General features: G+C 35.4%; 2 protein-coding genes. One reads left to right on the forward strand and one right to left on the reverse strand.

What is annotated here, in order from left to right; all coding sequences use genetic code 11:
- Positions 1-53 precede the first annotated feature (53 nt).
- Complete coding sequence (locus AN394_RS21110) at positions 54-422, reverse strand: hypothetical protein (protein WP_055022517.1); 369 nt, start codon at positions 420-422, stop codon at positions 54-56.
- A 183-nt stretch (positions 423-605) separates the two neighbouring features.
- Between AN394_RS21110 and AN394_RS21115 the strand changes: the two genes are divergently transcribed.
- The gene (locus AN394_RS21115) at positions 606-1,178 is read left to right on the forward strand and encodes a hypothetical protein (RefSeq protein ID WP_055022518.1); all 573 of its coding nucleotides are present in this window, start codon (positions 606-608) and stop codon (positions 1,176-1,178) included.
- Positions 1,179-1,236 lie beyond the last annotated feature (58 nt).

Consider the following 1,236-nt stretch of genomic DNA (forward strand, 5'->3'; position numbering starts at 1 on the left):
TTACTTTGGTCGGTAAATCAAAAGGATAAACTTTGACCTGCACCTTTTCCAGCTCAGGCGAAATTACAGAAAGAATGATGCACTAACGTATTCTCGTTAGCAATTAACTCTGGGCCTTCAGTTAACTCAAAAGTAGCCGTTGCATTGAGGGTGCTTAGCTCTTGCTTTAAGTTTAGCTCTTTAAGTTTTGCCCTTACATTTGGCAATAATTTATTGCCGCTTATAACATTCGTGTTGAGGTTTACTTTTGCTTGTTCCACAGCTTTTTTTTGAAGTAGATGCTCGATTACTTGTGCGTCGTACTCAGTGGTGTTACTTAGCGTTAAATTGACACTAACTTTTTCTGCACCATAAGCACTCCCGAGTGCATGGAATACAATCGATAGAAAAACCCCATTTGCTAGCGCTTTCAATGAATTCATTAAAACAATCTCCAATAGCTAAAACTATATTAATCATTTCATGAATTTCATTTCGCGCAGATGTTAAAAACAAAACTAAATATCAATTTTTTACAATAGGTTATGAAAAAATCTCATTGTATTTTTTATATTCTTACAAACCTGCATTCAATAATTTATACTTTTAACTTTGAAGGAGGATTTATGAAATTTGTATTTTTACTAGTCATTTTAGTATTGAGCCATAGTGCTCATGCAGCTGATACTGTGAGAGTTATCAAGTTTAAAACTATCGGCCTCACAGTAAATGAATACAACATTGTAGATTTGATACATAAAGAAGCAGCTGAAAAGCTCGGCGCTTATTTCATTATTAGCAATTCACAAGCAGGTGTATCAAGCTATAGCGAGAAGGCCCGCATTTTACGTCCGATATCGGTAAGTATTGTTGACTATAAAATCGAAGATAGTGAAATAATAGCGACCATACGCTATGAACATGCAGCTTTAGAGGTTGTAACGGAGAACTATAAGTTATACATGAGGAACAAGAAAGATATCGGAGAATTGGAAAACGATAAGATAATTGAATTTTGCCAAAAATTCTCATCAAACTCTTTAGAAATCGAGAACATTCTCTCTAACTCAGAACTTAACGATTCAACAGCCCCTTCAAAGGATGATGAGCTCCTAACACTATCAAAAGAGTCTGACTCTATAAGTCAGTTATTAATAAATGAATGTAATTTATCTAAACTCACCGAGAAAACCCCGTGATCAGAACAAAGTGATGTCGCGGGGATGAATAGGTGTCACCCCTGCTCTTGGATATATT

This window comes from Pseudoalteromonas sp. P1-26 (assembly GCF_001401795.1).
In the GTDB taxonomy this organism is placed as follows: domain Bacteria; phylum Pseudomonadota; class Gammaproteobacteria; order Enterobacterales; family Alteromonadaceae; genus Pseudoalteromonas.